This is a genomic window from Micrococcus sp. GbtcB5, from assembly GCF_019091605.1.
GTDB lineage: Bacteria > Actinomycetota > Actinomycetes > Actinomycetales > Micrococcaceae > Micrococcus > Micrococcus luteus.
In genome coordinates this window covers 1-18,627 of record NZ_JAGXJK010000006.1, presented here as the reverse complement: position 1 = coordinate 18,627, position 18,627 = coordinate 1, and the positions used below count along the sequence as shown (strand labels likewise).

The following is an 18,627-nucleotide window of genomic DNA, read 5'->3' as shown; positions in this document are numbered from 1 at the left end:
CTCAGGCCTCCTGGTTCTCGGAACGGGACAGCTCCTCGGCCAGCTGCGCGCGCTGGGCGGCGAGCTGCGGGGTCTGCACGGAGTAGACGTGGTCGAACAGCTCGAGCGGATCGAGCTCCGTCTCGGCGTTCATGGCGTCGCGCAGCTGCTGCGCGACGTCCTCGGCGTCGCGGGCGATCTGGGCCGAGACCTCCTCGGTGAGGGCGCCGGTGGACTCGAGGTAGGCGGTCATGCGGCGCAGCGGGTCGCGCGCCTCCCACTCCTTCACCTCGGCCTCGTCGCGGTAGCGCGAGGGGTCGTCCGTGTTGGTGTGCGCCTGCATGCGGTAGGTGTCCGCCTCCACGAGGAAGGGGCCCTGTCCCTGCCGGCACAGCTCCACGGCGCGGCCCAGCACGGCCAGCAGGGCGCCGAGGTCGTTGCCGTCCACGCGCTCGCCGGCCAGGCCGTAGCCCACGGCCTTGTGGGCCAGGGACGGGGCGGCCGACTGCTTGGCGAACGGCACGGAGATGGCGAACTTGTTGTTCTGCACGAAGAAGATCACCGGCAGCTTGAACACGGCCGCGAAGTTCAGCGCCTCGTGGAAGTCGCCCTCGGAGGTGCCGCCGTCGCCGACCATGGCCAGGCACACGACCTCCTCGCCGCGCAGGCGGGCGGCCTTGGCCATCCCGACGGCGTGCAGCATCTGGGTGGTCAGGGGCGTGGACTGGATGGAGACGTGGTGCTTCTGGGGGTCGTAGCCCTGATGCCAGGTGCCCTGGTAGGCCACCATCACCTCGAGCGGCGGGACGCCGCGGGCGATCACGGCCACGGTGTCGCGGTAGGTCGGGAACAGCCAGTCGTGCTCGCCCAGGCAGACGGCGGCGGCGACCTCGGAGGCTTCCTGGCCGTGCGAGGACGGATAGACGGCCATGCGGCCCTGGCGCACCAGGGCGTAGGCCTGGTCGTTGACGCGGCGGCCGATGACGAGGTGGCGGTAGGCGGCCAGCAGCTCCTCGTCGGAGGGCAGGGGATACTCGTGGCCGGGCTCGGTGCCCTGCTCCTCCGGGGCCAGCAGCGTGCCGTCCTCGCCGATCAGCTGGATGCGGCGGGCGGCGGGGAGCAGGTACTCCTCGAGGGAGATGCCGAAGGCGGCGCCGGCGTTCGGGCGGGTCTCGGCCTCGTCGGTCCGGGCGGCCCCGGGCACGGCGGGGGTGGGGTCACTCATGGCGGGTCCTCTCGATCTGTGGCCTTCAGTGTGCCCAAGAGGGGCAATGTGTCGCTCGCCCGCCCGGGATCACGAGACAATCGGGTGCAAACCAGGCACTCCATCAGACGAACTGCTATGGTGACTCGTGCCACGTAGACGGTCCGCCGCCGCGTGGCCGACCCCGTCCGCCCCGCCCCAGGAGGAGCCATGGCCGCCGAGCCGCTGGACCGCGTGGACCGCGCGATCGTCCGCGAACTGACGCAGGACGGGCGGATGTCCGTCGCGGCCCTGGCCGAGCGCGTGCACATCTCCCGCGCGCACTGCTACTCGCGCCTGAACCGCCTGCAGGACGCGGGCGTGATCACAGGCTTCACCGTGCGGGTCGACCCCGTCAAGGTCGGCTTCGGGGCCTCCGCCCACGTGACCATGAAGCTGCGTCAGCACGACTGGCGCGAGCTGCGTGCCACGCTCCTGGCCATCCCCGAGGTCTCCCACGTCTCCCTCGTGGGCGGGAACATGGACGTGATCCTGCTGGTCCGCGCGCGGGACACCGCCGACCTGCGCCGTGTGATCTTCGACGAGCTGCAGACCCTGCCGAGCGTCGTCGACACGCAGACGTACATGGTGTTCGACGACCAGGCCTCCGGGCAGACCATCCCCCCGGACGAGACCGCCGACTGAGCCGACGGCCCGGCGCCCCGGTCAGCGCGAGCGCACGACGACGGCCGGCGGGTCCGCCACGGCCCCCGGCCCGCGCGGCAGCACCGCGGCGAACACGACCGCTCCGACACCGCAGACGACCGCGAGGGAGCCGACGCCGACGGCCAGCCCGGCCGCGGCGGTCACCCCGGAGAGCAGCAGCGGCCCGGCCAGCATCCCCGCGTCGGACATCGAGCGCCACAGGCCGAGGAACTGGGCGCGCGCGTTGGGCGGCGAGTGGTCCGCCCCGAGGGTCATCACGATCCCCGCGCCGAAGCCGTTGCCGATGCCCAGCAGCACCGCCGCCGCCGCGAACGCCGTCGGCTCCCGGGTGAGGCTGATCGCCAGGAACCCCGCCCCCAGCAGGGTCAGGCACGGCACCGCCACAGCGCGCCGGCCGAAGCGGTCCATGAGCCGGCCCGAGGGGTAGAAGAGCAGCAGGTCCGCCGCGCCGGCCAGGCCGAAGACGAGCGACGCCGTCGCCGCGTCCAGGCCCAGGTGCGTGGCCCACAGCGGGATGACGGCGTTGCGCGCCGCGCGGGCGGCGGAGACGGCCACGACACCGAAGCCGGCCGTGAGCAACGCCCCGCGCCGGGCGCGCGCCACGTCCAGCAGCCGGGGTCGACCGGCCGGGCCGGGCTCCTCCCCCGCCACCGGATCGGACGCCGGCACCGGCAGATCCCGGATCCGCAGGCACAGCAGGGCGCCGACGGCCATGGCCGCGGCGGCCGCGGCGAACGCGCCGTCCAGCCCGAGCGGGGCCTGCGCGGCGGCGCCCAGGAACGGGCCCAGGAAGGTCCCGATCCGCACGGTCCCGCCGAGCGTGGACATCGCGCGGGCCCGGTGCGTGGCCGGCACCGCCACCGCCAGGTACGCCTGCCGGGCCAGGTTGAACCCGGCCCCGGCCATGCCCACGGCGAGCACCGCGGCCAGGAACAGCGCCAGCCGCCCCGGCTCGGCCACCCCCGCCGCCGACGGCCCGGAGGACACCCCGGCCGTCGTCGCCCAGGCCAGGCCTGCGCCGGCCGTGCCGAGCACGGCGGAGACGACCATGGTGACCCGCTCCCCCGCCCGGGCCGCGAGCGCCGAGGCCGGCCCGTTGGCCACGAGCGAGCCGAGCCCCACCAGCAGCACGACGGCGGCCGCCCGCGCCGCGTCCAGGCCGAGGGCCAGCGCCGCCACCGCGAGCGCGGGCGTCATGGCGCCCAGGCCGACGGCGTAGACGGTGGAGGGGGCGTAGATCTGCACGGCGTCGCGCAGCGCCTCCCGGGTGCGGGCGGCGGAGGCGGAGCGGGGACGCATGCCCGCGAGCGTAGCGGGACGGCACGCGCGCCATCGTCGTGGGACCGGGTCACTACGCTGGTGCCATGGCCTCCCGCACCGCCTCTCCACCGCCCTCGCTCGCCCCGTCGCCCGCCGCTGCCCGCGGCGCCCTGGACCGGTACTTCCGCATCACCGAGCGCGGCTCGTCGGTGGGCCAGGAGTTCCGCGGCGGCCTCGCCACGTTCCTGGCGATGAGCTACATCGTGGTACTGAACCCGCTGATCCTGTCCGGGCCCGACTCGGCCGGGAACACCCTGGGCATCCCCGCCGTGGCCGCTGTGACCGCGCTCGTGGCGGGCGTCATGACCATCGTCATGGGCGTGTGGGCGCGGCACCCGTTCGCGGTGGCCGCGGGCCTGGGCGTCTCCGCGTTCGTCTCCATCACCATCGCCACGACGCCGGGGCTCACCTGGCCCCAGCTGATGGGCCTCGTCACCGTCGCCGGTCTCGTGATGCTGCTGCTCGTGGTGACCGGCTTCCGCCGTGCCGTGTTCGACGCGGTCCCGGAGGCGCTGAAGTCCGGCATCGTGGTGGGCATCGGCCTGTTCATCGCGCTGATCGGCCTCGTCAACGCCGGGTTCGTGCGGCGGCTGCCGGACGCCGCCGACACCACGGTCCCGGTGGGCCTGGGCACGGGCGGCGAGCTCGAGGGCTGGCCCGTGCTGGTCTTCGTCGTCGGGCTGCTGCTGACCGCGGTCCTCGTGATCCGCAAGGTGCGCGGCGCCATCCTGATCGGCATCGTCGTGGCGACGATCCTCGCCAACGTGCTGGAGGCCGTGTTCCACATCGGCCCCTCCGTGGACGCCGACGGGAACGCCGTGCCCACCGGCTGGTCCCTGATCGCCCCCTCCCTGCCCGAGTGGACCGCCCCGGACCTGCACCTGCTCGGCAGCGTGGACCTGTTCGGCGCCTTCACCTCCGTGGGCGGGCTGATGGCCTCCCTGCTCGTGTTCGCGATCCTGCTCTCCGTGTTCTTCGACGCGATGGGCGTCTCCGTGGGCCTGGCCCGCGAGGCCGGCACCGTGAACCCGGACGGCTCCATCCCCGACCTGAACCGGGTGCTCGCCGCGGACGCGCTCGCGGTCACGGTGGGCGGTGGCGCCTCCGGCTCGGCGCACCAGATCTTCGTGGAGTCCGGCACCGGCATCGGCGAGGGCGCCCGGACCGGCCTGGCCTCCGTGTTCACCGGCCTGTTCTTCCTCGCGGCCGTGTTCCTCTCCCCGCTCATCCACCTCGTGCCGTTCGAGGCCGTGGCCCCCGCGCTCGTGGTGGTCGGGTTCATGATGTGCCAGCACGTGGTGCAGATCGACTGGTCCGACCCGGGCGCGGCCTTCTCCGCGTTCCTCACGTTCATCCTCATGCCGTTCACCTACTCGATCGTCAACGGCATCGGCGCCGGCGTGGTGGCCTACGCGGTGATCCGCACGGGCCAGGGCCGCGGCCGCGAGGTGCACCCGCTGCTGTGGTTCGTGGCGCTCGCGTTCGTCGCGTACTTCGGGCTCGGCGTGGTCCGGGCGGCGCTCGGCCTGAACTGACCCGCCGCCCCCGACGGCGGCGCACCGGACCGGTGCGCCGCCGTCGTCGTGTGCGGCGCGGGGTGTCGTCAGCGCCGGAAGGCGGCGGACCGCTGCGCGAACTCGGCCGAGCGGATCAGCTCCACCTGGTCCCGCGCCTCACGCTCGAGCGCGCGCCCCACGACCTCCGCGTCGGCCGCGTTGAGGGCGGCCTTGGCCAGCGCGACCGCACGGCGGGGACGCTCGGCCACCGCGTCGGCGAGGGCGTGGGCGACGCCGGCGAGGTCCGGCCCGGGGACCACGCGGGAGAACAGCCCCGCGGCCCGAGCCTCCTCCGCCCCGAGGCGCCGCCCCGTCAGGGCCATCTCCGCGGCCAGCGCCCGGCCGACGGCCCGCGCGATGGTGACGGAGCTGCCGCCGTCCGGCACCAGGCCGATGCCCGTGAACGGCAGCAGGAGGTACGCGTCGTCGGCGGCGACCGCGAGGTCGGCGGCGGCCGCCAGGGCCGCGCCGTAGCCCACGGCCGGACCGTTGACGGCCGCGATGACCGGCACGTCCACCGCCCGGATCGTCTCGACGACACGGTTGGCCGCGCGCATCGTCGCCTCCGGATCGAGGTCGTCCCGGAGATCGGCTCCCGCGCAGAAGGCCCGTCCTCGGCCGGTGAGGATGACGGCGCGGATCGCCGGGTCCCGACCGGCCTCCCCCAGCGCGGTGTGCAGCGCCTCCATGGCGGTCGGCGTGACGGCGTTGAGCCGATCCGGGCCGTCCAGGGTCAGGACGAGGGCGGTGTCGTGACGTTCGGTGGCCACCCTGGTGCCGGTCATGCCCGCCTCCCGGCCGTGGCCTCGGACCGCATCTCGAGGTAGGCCGCCATCTCCATGGTCAGCACCTCCTTGCCCTCCTTGTTGAGGGCGCGCACGTCGAACACCACGAGTCCGCGGCGCCACTCTGGCTCCAGACGCACGTCGATGACGCGGCTGTGTCCGGAGAGGACGTCCCCCGGGCGCACCGGCCGCCGGAACCGCAGGCGGTCGATGCCCTGCCCGGCGATCACGTTCCAGTGCTCGCGGCGTCCCAGCACCTGGAGGCGCTGGAGGATCGCCAGGGTGTGGAGGCCGCTGGCGATCAGGCCTCCGTAGCGGCCCCCCGTCTCGGCGTGCCCGGGGTCGATGTGGATGTCCTGCGGGTCCCAGTGGGATGCGAACGCGATGACCTCCTGCTCCGTCACCTCGTACGTGCCGAGGTCGCATTCCTCGCCCACAGTGAAGTCCTCTGCGTGCCGCCCGTCTGTCGCCTGGGCCGTCATGCCCGGCCTCCTCTCGCTGTTTCGTCTTCCGCCGCCTTGACACGGACGACCACCGCCGGCCGGGCGGCGTCGCGGTCGACCGCGTCGACGATCCGGTCCACCAGCGGCTCGAAGAAGAGCTCGCCGAGCATGCGCATGATCATCGACACCACCTGCGGCACCTCGTCCCGCCGGCCGCTGATGAGCCCCGCGGCACGCAGCTGGCGCACCTGCTCGCGGGCGAGCGCCGTGAGCTTCTCCACGAGCTGGGAGTCGGCGGCCGGCTCGCCCAGCAGCACATGGCGCCGGACGTACTCGAGGACGTCGGGACGGGCCCGGAGCATCTCAGCCACCGCGGCGTCCCGACGGAGGGTCACGTCTCGAGCCGTCCCCTCCGCGGGGACGGACGCGATCGCGGCCGCGAAATCGTCGGCGACCGCGGCGTCCACCTCCCGATGCAGCCCGGCCTTGGAGCCGTAGTGATGCGTGATCAGGCCGACGGTCACGGACGCCTCCTCGGCGATGGCACGCATCGAGGTCCCCTCGACGCCGTGATGCGCGAAGAGCCGGAGGGCGGCGTGTCGGATGCGGGCCTTGCCCGTGAGGTCCGATGCCGGGGCGTCCATCCCCGCCCCTCCGGGACCGTTCCGTGCGTCGATCGTCACCGTTGCTCCTCTCTCGAGCCCCGCGAGGCCGGGGGCTGCCGCCCGTCGGTGATGACGGCGGATCTCATCCTGCCATTGCACATTCGCACAGTCGACTATACATTCGTACAACATCGCCCCGATGCGATGCAGATCACATCCCAGTGGACCGAGAGGAGGGCACCCGTGCAGCCCATCGATCAGACGACGTCCGGCCCCGCCACATCCGTGGGCGAGCGGCCCCTGGCCGGGATCCGCGTCGTCTCCGTGGCCGTGAACCTGCCCGGCCCCCTCGCAGCGGCCCGGCTCGCCGAATTCGGAGCCGAGGTCGTGAAGATCGAACCGCCGACGGGCGATCCGCTCGCCGCCGCTGCCCCGCAGTGGTACGCCGAACTCATCGCCGGCCAGCGCGTCCTGACCCTGGACCTGAAGACCGGTCCCGGGCAGGACCACCTCGCGACCCTCCTGGAGGGCGCTGACCTGCTGCTCAGCTCGCTGCGCCCGTCCGCGGCCGACCGTCTCGGCCTACCTGCCTCGGCGCATGCCGCGGGAGCCGTGTTCCTCGAGGTCGTGGGACACGACGGTGACGACGCCGACCTGCCGGGCCACGACCTGACCTACCAGGCCGCCGCCGGCACCCTCGACGCCCCCCGGATGCCGCTCGTGCCCGTGGCCGACCTGCTCGGCGGGGAGCGGGCCGTCTCCGCCGCGCTCGCCGCGCTGCGCAGCCGAGACCACGGGGGCCCGGCCACCCGCGTCCGCGTGACGCTCGAGGACGCCGCCAGGGCCGCCGCGGCCCCGGTGCGGCGGGGCCTGCTCGGCCCGGGCGGCCCGCTCGGCGGAGACCTGCCCACCTATTCCCTCTACGCCAGCGCCGACGGCCATGTGGCCGTCGCCGCGGTCGAGCCCCATTTCGCCGCCCGCCTGGCGGAGCACATCGGCTCGACCCGGGACGAGATCGCCCGCACGATCCTCACCCGTCCCGGAGCCGAGTGGGAGCGGATCGCTAACGAGCTCGACCTGCCGCTCGCCGTCGTCCGTCCCCCTCGCTGACCCCGCCGTCCGTCCTCAGGAGCACATCATGGCCACCCTCCCCAGCGTCCTCGCCACCACGGCCCGCCGCGTCCCCCAGCACCCCGCCCTGAAATGGGGCGATTCCTCGCTCACCTATGCCGACCTCGATGCGACCGTGGACCGGCTCGCCGGTGAACTCATCTCCCGAGGACTGCGCCCGGGCGACCGCGTCGTCCTCGTGGCCGGCAACACCCCCGAATTCGTGATCGGCCTCTACGGAGCGTTGCGGGCGGGTGCGATCGTCGCCCCCGTCAACCCGCGCTCCGCGCGTCCTGAACTCGAGCACTTCCTCGCCGACACCGAGGCGCGGATGCTCCTCGTCGACCCGACCGTCGGCGAGGGTGTCCAGGCCCTGGCCGCAGCGGACTCGGGGCCGGCCCAGCTCCTCGCGCTCGGCGCTCTCGACGGCTTCGACGACGTCCTCGCCGCGGCCGACGACCGGCCTGAAGGAGCCGTCGCCCATCCGGACCTGGCCGAGGACGACGACGCCCTCATCATCTACACCTCCGGCACGACGGGACGGCCGAAGGGCGCCCTCTTCGACCACCACCGCGTGCTGTGGGTGGGCCAGAACATGATCATGGGCCTGGGCATGCGGGTCGGCGAGACGATGGTGCACGTGGCGCCGCTGTACCACTCCGCCGCCCTCAACCTCCTGCTGTTCAGCGGCGTGATGCTGGGCGCCACCCACGTCCTGCTCCCGGCCTTCGACCCCGACGAGGTCATCGCGACGCTCGAGCGGGAGAGGGCCACCATCTTCTTCGGCGTCCCCACGATGCTCGCCTACATGCTGCGCAGCCCGAGGATGGCCGCCAGCGATCTGTCCCACCTGCGCGGCATCCTCTACGGCGCCGCCCCGATGCCGGCGAGCACGGCCGAGGCGCTCGTGGCCGCGCTGCCTCACGTCCACATCATCCAGGCGTGCGGCCAGACCGAGGGCGGTCCGGGCGGGATCTTGCTCACCCATGAGGAGGTCATGGCGAAGCCACACACGAGCGGGCGCATGGCCATGCCCAACACGGAGGTGCGCGTCGTCGACGCGGACGGCCGCGACGTCGGCCCTGGGGAGGTCGGCGAGATGATCATGCGGGGCGAGACCATGATGAAGGGGTATTGGCGGAACCCCGAGGCCACGGCGGTCACGGTCGTCGACGGCTGGGTCCACACGGGCGACCTCACCCGGGTCGACGAGGAGGGCTTCCTCACCGTGGTCGACCGCCTCAAGGACCTCATCATCACGGGCGGGCGCAACGTGTACTCCGCCGAGGTGGAGAACTCGTTGGCCGGCTGCCCGGGCGTCGCCGAACTGGCGATCATCGGACGCCCCCATCCCGACTACGGGGAGAGCATCGTCGCCGTCGTCGCCCCGATGCCCGGCGCGACCGTGTCCCTCGAGGCGCTGCGGGACTACGGCGAAGGCCGCCTCTCGCACTACAAGCTCCCGCACGAGCTGGTGGTGCGCGAGATCCCCCGCAACCTCTCCGGGAAGATCCTCAAGCACCGCCTGCGGGCCGACCTCACCGAGCCCGGCGACCCCGCCTGAGCCGGGCCCCTCCGTCCCACCAGACCTCACCCGTGAAGGAGAACCCATGAGCACCGCCCCTTCCAGCCGAGACGCCGTGATCGTCGACGCCGTCCGCACCCCCGTGGGCCGCCGCGGCGGCGCCCTGCGCGACTGGCATCCCCTGGACCTGCTCGCGCACACGCTCGACCACCTCGTCCGCCATTCCGGGGCCGACGCCGACGCCCTGGACGACCTGATCGCCGGCTGCGCGCTCCAGCGCGGCGAGCAGGCGGGCAACGTGGCCCGCAACGCGCTGCTCGGCGCCGGCCTGCCGATCGGCCTGCCCGGCACCACGATCGACCGCCAGTGCGGCTCCGGCCAACAGGCCGTGCACTTCGCCGCCCAGGGCGTCCGGTCCGGCGAATACGACTGGGCGATCGGCTGCGGCGTGGAGTCCATGTCCCGGGTGGACCTCGGCCCGCTCTTCGCCCCGGGCGGCCCCCGCGGCGAGTGGTACGGCACGCGTTCCCTGGCCCGTTTCGACGGTAACCTCCCCGCCCAGGGGCCGTCCGCGGAGCTCATCGTGGAGAAGTGGGGCCTCACGCGCGAACGGCTCGACGCCTACAGCGTCCAGAGCCACCGCCGCGCCGCCGAAGCCACCCGGGAAGGCCGCTTCACGGATTCCCTCGTGCCGATCGACGGGCTCGACCGCAATGGCGACACCGTGGCACTCACCGCCGACGAAGGCATCCGTGCGGACGTCGATCCGCAGAAGGTGGCCGCGCTCGCCCCCGTGTTCTCGCCCGACGGCGCCATCACGGCGGGGAACTCCTCCCAGCTCAGCGACGGCGCCGCCGCCCTCCTCGTTGCCGAACGCGGCGCCGCCGAGGCCGCCGGGCTGCGCCCCAAGGCCCGCATCGTCAGCATGGCGGTGGCGGCGGACGACCCGGTGCTCCAGTTCACAGCGATCCTCGCCGCGACCCGCCGCGCCCTGGACCAGGCCGGACTGGACATCACGGACATCGACCTCGTCGAGGTGAACGAGGCGTTCGCCCCCGTCCCCCTGATCTTCATGGACGAGTTCGGCTACCCGGAGGACCAGCTCAACGTGAACGGCGGCTCCATCGCGATCGGCCACCCGCTCGGCTCGACCGGCGCCCGGCTGCTCACTCAGCTCACCGACGAGCTCCACCGCCGTCAGGCCCGGTACGGGCTGCTGACGGTCTGCGAGGGCGGCGGCATGGCCAACGCCACCATCCTCGAGCGCCTCTGAGCGCCCCGACCAACGGAACCCTCCCAGGACCAGAACCAGGAGCATCACATGCAGATCAAGGACCGCACCTTCCTCGTCACCGGCGGCGCGTCCGGCCTCGGCGAGGCCACGACCCGCGCGCTGCTCGACCGCGGCGGGCACGTGGTGGTGGCCGACCGCGCCGGAACCGCGCCCGAGGGCGCCGTCTTCGTCGAGGCAGACGTCACCGACGCCGTCCAGGTCGCGCACGCCGTGGCGGAGGCGACCCGCCAGCCGGGGCCGCTGTCCGGCGTCGTGAACTGCGCCGGCATCGGCTCGGCCGCCAAGGTGATCTCCCGCGACGGCCCCCAGCCGCTGGCGGACTTCGAACGGATCGTCGGGGTGAACCTCATCGGCACCTTCAACGTCATCCGCCTCGCGGCCGCGGCGATGGCCGAGAACGAGCCGGACGACGATGGCGGCCGCGGCGTCATCGTCAACACGGCCTCCGTGGCCGCCTACGAGGGACAGGTGGGCCAGGCCGGGTACTCAGCGTCGAAGGGGGGCGTGGTGGCGATGACGCTGCCGATCGCCCGTGAGCTCGCAGACTACGGAATCCGCGTGAACACGATCGCGCCCGGACTCTTCCTCACGCCGATGATGCACCAGCTGCCGGAGAAGGCCCGTGCCTCCCTCGGGGAGCAGGTGCCCTATCCCTCCCGCCTCGGCGATCCGGCCGAATACGCGCATCTGGTCACCCACATCGTGGAGAACCAGATGCTCAACGGCGAGACCATCCGCCTCGACGGCGCCATCCGCATGGCGCCCCGCTGATCCTGACCACTTCTGGAGGAACCATGAGCACCGCGCCCCGCCGCCGCGTCACCGGATACCCCTCGACCTCGGGGGACGACGTCCAGCTGAACACCACCACCCTCATCCGACACGCCGCCCGGACCCACGGCGACCAGGAGATCGTCTATCGCACCCCGGACGGGGGGTGGGACCGCTACACGTACGCCGAAGCCTACGAACGGATCCGCCGCGCCGCGAACGCCATGACCGGCCTCGGCGTCAGCCCCGGCGACCGCGTGGGCGTCATCGACTGGAACAGTCGGCGACACTACGAGCTCTACTGGGCGATCCCCGGCATCGGCGCGACGATGGTCCAGGTGAATCTCCGCCTCGCACCCGAAGACCTCGTCCACGTCCTCACGGACAGCGGGTGCACCACGGTGTTCGTGGACGAGTCCCTGCTGCGCCACGCCGAGGTCATCGCCCCGCGTCTGCCGGAGGTGACCACGTGGGTGGTGATGACGGACCGCCCCCTGTCCGAGATCGAGACGACGCTGCCGGGCGTGCGGCACTACGAGGACCTCCTGGCCTCGGCCTCCCCGGACGTCGACTGGCCGGAGGTCGAGGAGACCTCCGCCTACGGCGCGTGCTACACCACCGGCACGACCGGCCGGCCGAAGGGGGTGTTCTACTCGCACCGCGCGATCGTGCTGCACTCGTATGCCCTGGCCGCCTCGATCGGCATGACGCTCCGGGACGCCACCATGATCATCACCCCCATGTTCCACGGCCAGGCCTGGGGCCTCCCGCAGGCCGCCACCCTGATGGCGAACAAGATCGTCCTCCCCGGCCGCTACATGGCGGAGGACACCGCCCCCCTGACCGACGCCCTCATCGCCGAAGAGGTGACGATCACCAGCGGCGCCCCCGCCATCTTCCAGCCGATGCTCGCCTACATCGAGACCCTGGACGAGAAGCCGGACCTGAGCCGGCTGCGCATGATCTCCGGGGCGACCGAGCCGTCGTTGTCGCTCATGCGGGGATTCCGCGACCTCACGGGCGCGGAGGTGGTCCATGCCTACGGCGCCACCGAGACCACTCCCCTGGTCACGGTGAACCGCTACAAGCCGGGTGTGCTCGCCCGCCTCGACGAGCCCGCCCTGATGGACCTCAAACGCAAGCAGGGCCTGCCGTTGACCAACGTGGACCTGCGGATCGTCGGGCCGGGTGATGAAAACCTGCCCTTCGACGGCGTCAGCCAGGGGGAGATCTGCGTGCGCGGGCCGTGGGTCACGACGGGGTACCACGGCATGAGCGAGGCCGACGCCGAGGGCCGGTTCCTCGACGGCTACTGGCGCAGCGGCGACGTCGGCACCGTCGACTCGGACGGCTACCTCAAGGTCACCGATCGCCTCAAGGACGTCATCAAGTCCGGCGGCGAGTGGATCTCGTCGATCGACATGGAGAACCTGCTGACGAGCCATCCGGCCATCACGGAAGCCGCGGTCGTCGGGCTGCCCCACCCCAAGTGGCAGGAGCGCCCATACGTACAGGTGATGCTTCGTCCTGGAGCGACGATCACGCTCGCCGAGGTCCACGAGCACCTGAGCGGGGCGTTCGCCTCGTGGCAGCTCCCGGAGCGCGTGGACGTGGTCACGGAGCTCCCCCGCACCAGTGTCGGGAAGATCGACAAGAAGACGATCCGCGGCCGGCACACGGACCTCTATGCGGACGCGTCGGAGGCCGCCCGCCCCGGCGGCGGGGCCGGCGACGTCGAGGAAGGCGGCCGAGCATGACCCGCGACATCATCCGGACCGAGCGCATCGGCCCCGTCACCGTGATCCACCTGCAGGACGACCGGGCCCTGAACGCGTTGGGGTCGGCGCTCGTGGCCGGCCTCGCCGATGCCCTCGAGCACGCCCAGCAGGACCCGGAGGTGCGCGCCGTTGTGATCACCGGCTCCGACCGCGCGTTCTGTGCCGGTGCACACATCCCGGAGGTGCTCGCCCTCCGCGAGGCCCTCACCGCCGACCCGGACGCCGAGGTCTACCTCGACCGGCTGTTCGACCTGCTCGCCGCGAGCCCCCAGCCGGTGATCGCCGCGGTGCGCGGACTCGCCCTCGGCGGTGGCTGCGAGCTGGCCCTGGCCTGCGACCTCGTCGTCGCCGGGGAGTCCGCGTCCTTCGGACTGCCCGAGGTCCGGCTCGGCGTCATCCCCGGCGCCGGCGGCACACAGCGGCTCGTCCACGCGATCGGCAAGGCCAAGGCCACGCGGATGCTCATGACCGGTGAGTCGGTCGACGCTGCGTGGGCCGAGTCCGCGGGCCTGGTCGCCGAGGTCGCGGCGGACGAGGACGTCGTCGCCCGTGCGGTCGACATCGCCCGGCGCGCCGCGGACAACGCGCCAGGCGCGGTCCGCCTCGCCGTCGGCTGTGCCCGCCGCGCCCAGGACCTGTCGTTGACCGACGGCCTGGCCCACGAGCGCCGGGCCTTCCTGGAGGCGCTGGCCTCCGACGACGCCGCCGAAGGGATGAGCGCATTTGCGCAGAAGCGGCGCCCCGTCTTCGGTTCCCGCTGACCGACACCGACACACTGAGACACCGAGGAGAACACCATGATCCTGGATTCGTACCGATCCCCCTGGCTGACGGAGGACGCGGAGGCCCTGCTCGAGCACTGCCGCGACTTCCTGGCCCGCGAGGTCGTCCCCCACGAGGAGCGTTGGGCCGAGCAGCACGGGGTGGACCGCGACCTGTGGACCAAGGCCGGAGAGGCCGGCCTGCTGTGTCCCTCCCTGCCGGAGGAGTACGGCGGGGCCGGCGGCACCTTCGCGCTCGAGGCCGCGATCCTCACCGAACAGGGTCGCTGCTTCGACGACGCGTGGGGATTCAGCATCCACTCCCCGATCGTCGCGCACTACATCCTGGCGTACGGCACCGAGGAGCAGAAGCAGCGGTGGTTGCCCGGGCTGGCCTCGGGAGAGCTGGTCGGGGCGATCGCCATGACCGAGCCCAACACCGGGTCGGATCTGCAGGCGGTCCGCACGCGCGCCACCCGCGACGGGGACCACTACGTGATCAACGGTTCCAAGACCTTCATCTCGAACGCCACGCACTGCGGCCTGCTGCTCATCGTGGCGCGGACGGGAGACGAGCCCGGTGGCCGCGGTCTGTCCCTGATCGTCGCGGAGACGGACGGCCTCGAGGGCTTCGAGCGCGGCCGGGTCCTGAAGAAGATCGGTCAGCACGGCCAGGACACCCGCGAACTCTCCTTCTCGGACATGCGGGTCCCCGTGTCCCACCTGCTCGGCCCGGACGAGGGCCAGGGCTTCGTGCAGCTCATGGCCCAGCTGCCTCAGGAACGGCTCACCCTGGCGGTGCTGGCCGCGGGCGTGTGCGAGGCCGCCGTGCGCGAGACCATCCGGTACACCAAGGAGCGTCACGCGTTCGGCGAACCGCTGATGTCCTTCCAGAACACGCAGTTCGTCCTGGCGGAGTGCGTCGCGGACACGCTGGCGACCCGGACCCTCGTGGACCAGTGCATCGTCGCCCACGTGGACGGCACGCTGACCGCCGCAGACGCCTCCATGGTGAAGTTCTTCGCCAGCGACATGCAGAACAAGGTGGTCGACCGCTGCCTGCAGCTCTTCGGCGGGTACGGGTACATGGAGGAGTACCCGATCGCCCGGGCGTTCACGGGCGCCCGCGTGCAGAAGATCTACGGCGGCACCAACGAGATCATGAAGATGCTCGTGGCCCGGGCACTCTGAGCCACACCCCCGTCGTCGTGCGCGGGGGCGGCGGCGCGGCCGACCGGGGTGTCGGCCCCGCCCCGCGCGGCGTGATGGGATGGGCCGCATGCCCCAGACCACTACGCACGCCCCCGTCCCGCCGTCCGCCTCCGCCGAGCCCGTGACCCGCCGCCACCACGGCCACACGTTCCAGGACGACTTCGAGTGGCTGCGCGGCAAGGCGGAGCCCCGCGTGCTCGAGCACCTGGCCGCCGAGAACGCGTACACCGAGGCCGTGACCGCGGACCAGGCGCCGCTGCGCGAGGCGATCGTCGGTGAGATCAAGGCCCGCACGGTGGAGACGGACCGCTCCGTGCCCGCCCGCCGGGACGGGTGGTGGTACTTCGTGCGCACCCGCGAGGGCGCCGAGTACCCGATCCACTGCCGCGTGCCCGCACGCGACACCGGCGACCTCGAGGCCGACTGGACCCCGCCCGTCATCACCCCGGACGCCGCCCTGCCGGGCGAGCAGGTGATCCTGGACGGCAACGCCGAGGCCGAGGGCCACCCGTTCTTCGCGCTCGGCGGCCTGCACATCAGCCCGGACGCCACCCGGGTGGCCTACGCCGTGGACCACACCGGCGACGAGCGCTTCACCCTGCGCGTGCGCGAGATCGCCACGGGCGAGGACCTGCCGGACGCGGTCGAGAACGTGGCCCACGGCGTCCGCTTCGACCGCTCGGGCACCCGCGTGTTCTACACCGTCTGGGACGACTCGTGGCGGCCGTACCAGGTCAAGGCGCACGTGCTCGGCACCGACCCGGCCGAGGACGTGCTCCTGCACGAGGAGGCCGACCCGGGCATGTGGACCGGCTTCGAGGGCGTGGCCGACCGCACCCAGCTGCTGATCGGCGTCGGCAACTCGGAGGTCTCCGAGACCCTCGTGGTCGACCTGCCGGAGGACCCCGCCGCGCCCCTGCCGGCCCCGCGCGTGCTGATCCCCCGCGCGTGGCGGATGCTCGCCGACGTCGAGCCCGTCACCGACGCCGACGGCGTCCGCCGGCTGCTCGTGGTCCACGACCGCGCCCTGGACGACGACGGCGCCCCCGTCGCCGCGCCCAACGGGATGCTCTCGGTGGTCGCCGAGGCGGACGTCGCCGACCGCGGCGCCTGGCGCACGGTCGTCCCGCACCGCGAGGACGTGAAGGTCGACGGCGTCATGGTCACCCTGACCCACGCCGCCCTGGCCGTGCGCCGGGAGACGACCCCGCGCGTCGTCGTCACCGAGCTGGACGCCGTGCTGGCCGGACAGACCGCGCACTGGCGCGAGCCCGCGTTCGACGAGGAGCTCTACGCGTGCCATCTGTCCGCGACGGCGGCCGAGTCCCCGTTCCTGCGGCTGGCCTACACGTCCTGGATCACGCCCGCGCGCGTGCTGGACGTCTCGGCGGCGACAGGCGAGGTGCACCTGCGCCGCGAGACGGAGGTGCCCGGCTACGACCCGGCCGACTACGTGGCCGAGCGCGTGTGGGCGCCGGCCTCCGAGCCGTCGTCGGTGACCGGGGAGGACGTGCGGATCCCCGTCACCGTGATCCGGCACCGCGACGTGAAGCCGGACGGGACGGCCCCGTGCGTGGTGTACGGCTACGGCTCCTACGAGATGTCCATGGACCCCGTGCTGGGTGTGGCCCGGCTGTCCCTGCTGGACCGGGGCGTGGTGTTCGCGGTCGCGCACGTGCGCGGCGGCGGCGAACTGGGCCGGCGCTGGTACGAGGACGGCAAGAAGCTGGCCAAGCGGCACTCCTTCACGGACTTCGTGGACGCCACCCGGCACCTCGTGGACCTCGGCTGGGCGGACCCGGCGCGCGTGGCCTGCATGGGCGGCTCGGCCGGCGGCCTGCTCATGGGCGCGGTACTGAACCTCGCGCCGGAGCTGTACCGGGCGTGCCTGGCCGTGGTGCCGTTCGTGGACGCGCTCACCACCATCCTCGACCCGGAGCTGCCGCTGTCCGCGCTCGAGTGGGAGGAGTGGGGCAACCCGATCGAGGACGCGGCCGTGTACGAGGCCATGCGCGCCTACACCCCGTACGAGAACGTGCGGGCGGTGGACTACCCGGCGATCGCGGCCGTGACGAGCCTGAACGACACCCGCGTGCACTACGTCGAGCCGGCCAAGTGGGTGGCCCAGCTGCGGCGGACGGTGACGAGCGACCAGGCCACGCCCCTGGCCGAGGGCGGCGCCCCGATCCTGCTGCGCACCGAGATGGACGGCGGCCACGGCGGCGCGTCCGGCCGGTACCAGGGCTGGGAGGACACCGCCTGGGAGTACGCGTTCCTGCTGACCGCGCTGGGGGCGACCCGCCGCGTGGTGTGACGGGGGCGGGGTGTTCGCCCGGAACCGGTCAGTCTCCGGCCTCCCCGGCCCCGTCGGCCGCGCGGACCTGGGCCAGCGCGTCGGCGGTGCGCAGCAGCGCCAGGTGACTGAACGCCTGGGGGAAGTTGCCCGCCATGCGGTCCTGGCCGTCGTCGTACTCCTCGGCCATGAGGTCGAGGTCGTTCGCGCACGCATCGAGCCGCTCCATGAGGGCGTCGGCGTCGTCCAGGCGGCCGGTGCGCGCGTACTGCTCCACGAGCCAGAAGGCGCACGCGAGGAACGGCGCCTCCTCACCGGGCAACCCGTCGGAGCCGTCCGGGCGGTAGCGCAGCACCAGGCCGGTGTCCGTGACGAGCTCCTCCTCGATCCGCCGTACGGTGGCGAGCATGCGCGGGTCGTCCGGGGGCAGGAACCCGGTGTGGGGGATCTGGAGGAGGGAGGCGTCCACCGCGTCCGAGCCGTAGGTCTGGGTGAAGTAGCCGTCCGCGTGCACGCCGCGGGTGAGGATCTCCTCCCGCAGCTCGTCCCGGTGGCGCTCCCACGCCGCGGTCTCCGCCTCCGTGGCGGGCACGCCGTGGGTGGCCACGGCGTGCAGCGCACGGTCCAGCGCGGCCCACATCTTGACGCGGCCGTGCGTGAAGAAGGCAGGCTCCCCGCGCATCTCCCACAGCCCGTGGTCCGGGTCCTCCCGATGCGCGACGACGCGCTCCACGAGCCGCTTCTGCAGCGGCCAGGACCACTCGTCCTCCGGGACGCCGGCGTCCCGGAGGGCGCACAGCGCCATCATCACGGTGCCGATGACGTCCGCCTGCCACTGGTCCGCGGCGCCGTTGCCCACGACCACGGGCCGGGAGTCCGCGTGGCCGGGGAGGTGCTCGAGCTCGCGCTCGGGCATGTACCGCTCCCCCGAGAGCGTGTACATGACCTGCACCTCGTGGGGCTCCCCCGCGATGGCGCGCAGCAGCCAGTCGCGCCAGGCCGTCGCCCCCTCCACGTGTCCGTACGCGAGCAGGGCCTCCAGTGCGAGCGCCGTGTCCCGCAGCCACACATAGCGGTAGTCCCAGTTCCGGACCCCGCCGATGTCCTCCGGCAGGCTCGTGGTCGGGGCCGCCACGATGCCGCCCGTGGCCCGATGCGTGAGCCCCTTGAGCATGAGGAGGGATCGCTGGACCCGATCGGCGAGCGGGTCGTCCGCCCGCGGGGCCTGTCTGGTCGACTCCTCCAGCCAGCCGCGCCACCTGCGCACGGTGGCCTCCAGCACGTCC

Annotated in this window: 16 protein-coding genes; 10 read left to right on the top strand and 6 right to left on the bottom strand. The window is 73.0% G+C overall.

Annotation, left to right across the window (positions count from 1 at the left end; all coding sequences use genetic code 11):
- Position 1 precedes the first annotated feature (1 nt).
- A complete protein-coding gene (locus tag KVS67_RS03130) occupies positions 2–1,204 on the bottom strand; it encodes a thiamine pyrophosphate-dependent enzyme (RefSeq protein ID WP_144819513.1) in 1,203 nt (400 codons plus the stop codon).
- Between the two features lie 189 nt (positions 1,205–1,393).
- Here KVS67_RS03130 and KVS67_RS03125 point away from each other — a divergent pair, with 189 nt between their 5' ends.
- Positions 1,394–1,867 carry an Lrp/AsnC family transcriptional regulator gene (locus KVS67_RS03125; RefSeq protein WP_036316705.1) on the top strand — a complete coding sequence of 158 codons (474 nt, stop codon included), beginning with the start codon at positions 1,394–1,396 and terminating at the stop codon, positions 1,865–1,867.
- A 21-nt stretch (positions 1,868–1,888) separates the two neighbouring features.
- Here the strand turns inward: KVS67_RS03125 and KVS67_RS03120 are convergent, their stop codons facing one another.
- Positions 1,889–3,187, bottom strand: coding sequence for an MFS transporter (locus tag KVS67_RS03120; RefSeq protein WP_216886596.1), 1,299 nt, complete (start codon positions 3,185–3,187; stop codon positions 1,889–1,891).
- Between the two features lie 65 nt (positions 3,188–3,252).
- Between KVS67_RS03120 and KVS67_RS03115 the strand changes: the two genes are divergently transcribed.
- A complete protein-coding gene (locus KVS67_RS03115) occupies positions 3,253–4,743 on the top strand; it encodes an NCS2 family permease (RefSeq protein WP_217564748.1) in 1,491 nt (496 codons plus the stop codon).
- A gap of 68 nt (positions 4,744–4,811) precedes the next feature.
- Here KVS67_RS03115 and KVS67_RS03110 read toward each other — a convergent pair whose 3' ends face one another.
- The 3 genes from KVS67_RS03110 to KVS67_RS03100 are packed head-to-tail and all read right to left on the bottom strand — an operon-like array spanning position 4,812 to position 6,636.
- Complete coding sequence (locus KVS67_RS03110; RefSeq protein WP_063189990.1) at positions 4,812–5,549, bottom strand: enoyl-CoA hydratase-related protein; 738 nt, start codon at positions 5,547–5,549, stop codon at positions 4,812–4,814.
- Positions 5,546–5,986, bottom strand: coding sequence for a MaoC/PaaZ C-terminal domain-containing protein (locus KVS67_RS03105; RefSeq protein WP_217564747.1), 441 nt, complete (start codon positions 5,984–5,986; stop codon positions 5,546–5,548). Before KVS67_RS03105 ends, KVS67_RS03110 begins: the two co-directional genes overlap by 4 nt.
- Before the next feature lie 41 nt (positions 5,987–6,027).
- The gene (locus KVS67_RS03100; protein ID WP_217564746.1) at positions 6,028–6,636 is read right to left on the bottom strand and encodes a TetR/AcrR family transcriptional regulator; all 609 of its coding nucleotides are present in this window, start codon (positions 6,634–6,636) and stop codon (positions 6,028–6,030) included.
- Between the two features lie 204 nt (positions 6,637–6,840).
- Between KVS67_RS03100 and KVS67_RS03095 the strand changes: the two genes are divergently transcribed.
- The 8 genes from KVS67_RS03095 (at position 6,841) to KVS67_RS03060 (ending at position 17,362) form a co-directional block, all read left to right on the top strand.
- A complete protein-coding gene (locus KVS67_RS03095) occupies positions 6,841–7,707 on the top strand; it encodes a CoA transferase (RefSeq protein WP_236601291.1) in 867 nt (288 codons plus the stop codon).
- Between the two features lie 28 nt (positions 7,708–7,735).
- Complete coding sequence (locus KVS67_RS03090) at positions 7,736–9,271, top strand: class I adenylate-forming enzyme family protein (RefSeq protein WP_217564745.1); 1,536 nt, start codon at positions 7,736–7,738, stop codon at positions 9,269–9,271.
- Positions 9,272–9,317: 46 nt separating this feature from the next.
- Positions 9,318–10,505 (top strand): thiolase family protein, encoded by a 1,188-nt coding sequence (locus tag KVS67_RS03085; RefSeq protein WP_217564744.1) that lies wholly within the window; start codon positions 9,318–9,320, stop codon positions 10,503–10,505.
- 48 nt (positions 10,506–10,553) lie between these two features.
- Positions 10,554–11,297 carry a 3-hydroxyacyl-CoA dehydrogenase gene (locus KVS67_RS03080; protein WP_217564743.1) on the top strand — a complete coding sequence of 248 codons (744 nt, stop codon included), beginning with the start codon at positions 10,554–10,556 and terminating at the stop codon, positions 11,295–11,297.
- A 23-nt stretch (positions 11,298–11,320) separates the two neighbouring features.
- A complete protein-coding gene (locus KVS67_RS03075) occupies positions 11,321–13,054 on the top strand; it encodes a long-chain-fatty-acid--CoA ligase (protein ID WP_063189979.1) in 1,734 nt (577 codons plus the stop codon).
- Positions 13,051–13,836, top strand: a complete 786-nt coding sequence (locus KVS67_RS03070; protein WP_063189977.1) for an enoyl-CoA hydratase/isomerase family protein — start codon at positions 13,051–13,053, stop codon at positions 13,834–13,836. Before KVS67_RS03075 ends, KVS67_RS03070 begins: the two co-directional genes overlap by 4 nt.
- A 36-nt stretch (positions 13,837–13,872) precedes the next feature.
- Complete coding sequence (locus KVS67_RS03065) at positions 13,873–15,027, top strand: acyl-CoA dehydrogenase family protein (RefSeq protein ID WP_063189975.1); 1,155 nt, start codon at positions 13,873–13,875, stop codon at positions 15,025–15,027.
- An 88-nt stretch (positions 15,028–15,115) separates the two neighbouring features.
- Positions 15,116–17,362, top strand: coding sequence for a S9 family peptidase (locus KVS67_RS03060; RefSeq protein WP_217564742.1), 2,247 nt, complete (start codon positions 15,116–15,118; stop codon positions 17,360–17,362).
- Positions 17,363–17,390: 28 nt separating this feature from the next.
- Here the strand turns inward: KVS67_RS03060 and KVS67_RS03055 are convergent.
- Positions 17,391–18,627: glycoside hydrolase family 15 protein (locus tag KVS67_RS03055; RefSeq protein WP_254629191.1), on the bottom strand; the 1,237-nt coding region annotated here is incomplete at its 5' end.

Excerpts from the sequence above, each read along its gene's own strand:
- KVS67_RS03130 (WP_144819513.1), bottom strand. The coding sequence starts at position 1,204 with ATGAGTGACCCCACCCCCGCCGTGCCCGGGGCCGCCCGGACCGACGAG.
- KVS67_RS03125 (WP_036316705.1), top strand. The coding sequence starts at position 1,394 with ATGGCCGCCGAGCCGCTGGACCGCGTGGACCGCGCGATCGTCCGCGAA.
- KVS67_RS03120 (WP_216886596.1), bottom strand. The coding sequence starts at position 3,187 with ATGCGTCCCCGCTCCGCCTCCGCCGCCCGCACCCGGGAGGCGCTGCGC.
- KVS67_RS03115 (WP_217564748.1), top strand. The coding sequence starts at position 3,253 with ATGGCCTCCCGCACCGCCTCTCCACCGCCCTCGCTCGCCCCGTCGCCC.
- KVS67_RS03110 (WP_063189990.1), bottom strand. The coding sequence starts at position 5,549 with ATGACCGGCACCAGGGTGGCCACCGAACGTCACGACACCGCCCTCGTC.
- KVS67_RS03100 (WP_217564746.1), bottom strand. The coding sequence starts at position 6,636 with ATGGACGCCCCGGCATCGGACCTCACGGGCAAGGCCCGCATCCGACAC.
- KVS67_RS03090 (WP_217564745.1), top strand. The coding sequence starts at position 7,736 with ATGGCCACCCTCCCCAGCGTCCTCGCCACCACGGCCCGCCGCGTCCCC.
- KVS67_RS03085 (WP_217564744.1), top strand. The coding sequence starts at position 9,318 with ATGAGCACCGCCCCTTCCAGCCGAGACGCCGTGATCGTCGACGCCGTC.
- KVS67_RS03080 (WP_217564743.1), top strand. The coding sequence starts at position 10,554 with ATGCAGATCAAGGACCGCACCTTCCTCGTCACCGGCGGCGCGTCCGGC.
- KVS67_RS03075 (WP_063189979.1), top strand. The coding sequence starts at position 11,321 with ATGAGCACCGCGCCCCGCCGCCGCGTCACCGGATACCCCTCGACCTCG.
- KVS67_RS03070 (WP_063189977.1), top strand. The coding sequence starts at position 13,051 with ATGACCCGCGACATCATCCGGACCGAGCGCATCGGCCCCGTCACCGTG.
- KVS67_RS03065 (WP_063189975.1), top strand. The coding sequence starts at position 13,873 with ATGATCCTGGATTCGTACCGATCCCCCTGGCTGACGGAGGACGCGGAG.
- KVS67_RS03060 (WP_217564742.1), top strand. The coding sequence starts at position 15,116 with ATGCCCCAGACCACTACGCACGCCCCCGTCCCGCCGTCCGCCTCCGCC.